This is a genomic window from Roseateles sp. P5_B10 (genome assembly GCF_056400485.1).
On record NZ_JBFULE010000662.1, the window covers coordinates 1 to 2,948 of the forward strand.

Genomic DNA, 2,948 nt, shown 5'->3' on the forward strand with positions numbered 1-2,948 from the left:
CTCTTCGAGCTTGAAGGAGATGAAGCTGGTGGACGAGGTCATGGCCGCGTCCATGGCGCCGGTCTGCATGGCGGCATAGATCTCATTGGACGGCAGCGTGATGACCGAGGCGCCGGCCTGTTTCAGCATCATGTCCATCTCGCGGCTGCCGCCGCGCACCTTCAGGCCCTTGGCGTCGTCCGGCRTCACCAGCGGCCGTGCCCGGCTGGCCACGCCGCCGGCCTGCCAGACCCAGCTGACGATGAGGACGCCCTTGTCGTCCAGCACCTTGGACAACAGCTTGCCCACCTCCGCCGTCTTCCACGCCGCGCCCTGCTCGTAGCTGGGCACCAGGGCCGGCATCAGCCCGGCATTGGTCTCGGCCACCTCGCCGCCGGCATAGGACAGCGGCACCAGGCTCATGTCCAGCGCGCCCTTGCGCAGGGCCGAGAACTGGGCATTGGTCTTCATCAGCGACGAGCCCGGGTAGACCGAGGCCTTCAATGCGCCGCTGCTGCGCTTCTCCACCTCGGCGGCGAACTTGCGGCACAAGCGGTCGCGGAAGTCGCCCTCGGTGAGCGTGCCGCTGGGGAACTGGTGCGAGATCTTCAGCGCGCCCGCCTGGGCGTGGGCRCTGGGCAGCCAGAGGGAGGTGGTGGTGCCAGCGGTGGCGGCCAGCCATTGACGGCGATTGAGGGTCACTTGATGTCTCCAGGTCCGCCATTCAGTGGCGGTATGCGGCCGCAGTGTGGGAGCGGCCCTCGGGACGATCAATCAACCTCGCCGGCCGACGTTTACGCCGACCGCAACGATTCTGGGTAAACCCTGAACGCGACGAACGATTTCACTGCGGGCGCCCCAGTGCCCAGCTGCGCTCGCCCAGACCGTTGTCGGAGCCCGCGATGCGGCCTTGCGTGACGACGCCCTCGGCGGTCCACACATGCCCGGCTTTGGTCGGCGCGCTGGTGCTGCCGGTCGGGCAGCTGACGGTCATCGTCGAATTCCACAGCGTGGCCAGGTCCAGCTTGTAGCGCGCCGGGCTGGTGGATTCATCGACGATGAGCTGGCCGGTGGCCTGGGCCTGCGCGAGCGGGATGTGCGTGGGCGTGACCGTGTGCTGGCAGACTGGATCCACCACCGTGTAGAGGTGCTCGGCATTGCCGGTGGGGTGGTAGACGCGGCGGGTCGCGGTGCTCAGCGCGGCATCAAGGGTCCAACGCGTGTCGAGGTTGTACTTGTGGCCCGCCCCGAGATCGCCGACGAAGGCCTCCAGCTTGCCGACCCAGGCATCTTCGGTGACGCGGATCTTCGCGCTCAACGCCAGGCGGCGCCCGTTGCTGTTGTTGATGCTGCTGAAGCGCAGCGTGAGCGGATTGGTGGCCGGTACCAGGGCCGGCGCGGTGTAGACCATGCCGGCTTGGGGCTCGGTGGCCAGCGTGCCCAAGGTGGCGGCGGGCGTCGTGCTGCCTTCCAGCGTCCACTGGCGCTGGAAGCCGGCCTTGGTGTTCAGCACCGGCACCTGCACGTCGCGCAGCACCGGCGTGGGCAGGCAGAACTCCTCGCCAGTCTGCGTCTCACAGGGCTGGCTGCCGCGCATCACATAGATGCTGACGGGCACGAAGCGCTGGCTGCCGAGGGTACGCACGCTGGCCGAGGCGGGCACGAGCTTGTGCGCCTTCACGCGCACAAACTGGCCCTTGACGCCGCGTACCGAGGTGGCCGCCGCACGAGCCAGCTGCGCGGACGCCGCGGGCTGCTCCTCCACCCACAGGCTGGGCGGCAGGCTGACCTGCAACAGGCGCTGGCCCTCGTCATGGGCAGCCAACGGCAGCAGCCACCAGCTGCCATCGGCCTGGCGCAGCGCGATGCGGTCCTGCAGCACCTCGTCGACGTCCTCGTCGGCGCCGTAACGCATCGACAGCGTCAGCGTGCGGGCCGGGCGCTCGGGCAGGCTGAAGCTCAACCCCGGGCCGATGCCGTCGGCCAGCGGATTGGTGACGGGCTGCAGTGTCGCGGTGCCGGCCTGGCTCAGGCTGCCGGCGGGGAGGTCGAGCTGCAGGCTGCCGTCCGCCAGGCGCAGGCTGGTTGTCGTCGGCTTGTAGGGCAGCGGGATGCCCGCGCCCACGGCCGTCGGGGCCGCGGTCGTCAGCACCGCCTCGCTGCCGGTGCGGGCGGTTGCCGTGGCCAGCACGCTGCCGTCGGCGCGACTGAGGCGATAGGTGTAAGCGGTGTCGGCACCGAGCCCACTGTCCAGCCAGAGGCCCGCGCCGCTGTCCACCTCGGCGACGAGGGCGTAGTCGCCACCGTCTTCGCGGCGGCGCTCCAGGCGCCAGGCGGTACCCGCATTGCCGCCGGTCCAGGAGACGGTGGCGTGTTGCGCCGAGCCGGACAGCGCCGACATCTGCGCGTCGGGGGCCGGTGTGGACGGGGTGGGCGGGATTGTGGGCGTGCCCGGATTTCCGGGCGTGGCCGGGTCGGAACCACCGCCGCAGCCGGCGAGGATGAACAGGGCGGCACACAGGGGTGCCAGGCGTCGAGACGAGAACATGAGGGCTCCAGTAAGGTTGCGGCGGCGCGTCGGGGCTCAGAGCCAGTGGCGCATCAGCACGACGTCGAGGTCGCTGTTGCCGCTGGCTTCGCCGGCCTGCAGCACGCGCACCGTGGGCACGCGCTCGTCGGGCTGCAGGGCCAAGGCGCGGCCGCTGTCGGTGCGGATGCCGCTGGCCACCGCGGTGACGCGGATGCCGTTGGGGGAGAAGCCGGTGTCGCGGCTGCCGTCGCTGTTCAGCCGCAGCAGCACGGTGTCGGCGCTGGAGCTGTTGCCGGTGTACATCCAGYCGCCGAGCAGCAGCCGGCCATCGGCCTGCTGCACGAGGGCGGTGGCTTCGTCCCAGTTGTCGGCGCTGACCGCGACGACGGCACGGCCCCCGGTGCCGAAGCTGGCATCCATGCCGCCGTTGGGCAGCAGG

At 70.6% G+C, this 2,948-nt stretch carries 3 protein-coding genes; all 3 read right to left on the bottom strand.

Annotated elements, in window-relative coordinates:
* On the bottom strand, positions 1-681 hold a 681-nt coding region (gene dctP / locus AC1DU6_RS25580), incomplete at its 3' end, for a TRAP transporter substrate-binding protein DctP (RefSeq protein ID WP_477860531.1).
* 142 nt (positions 682-823) lie between these two features.
* Positions 824-2,527 (bottom strand): hypothetical protein, encoded by a 1,704-nt coding sequence (locus tag AC1DU6_RS25585; RefSeq protein ID WP_477860533.1) that lies wholly within the window; start codon positions 2,525-2,527, stop codon positions 824-826.
* A gap of 36 nt (positions 2,528-2,563) precedes the next feature.
* The coding region (locus AC1DU6_RS25590; protein ID WP_477860535.1) for a delta-60 repeat domain-containing protein at positions 2,564-2,948 on the bottom strand (385 nt) is incomplete at its 5' end.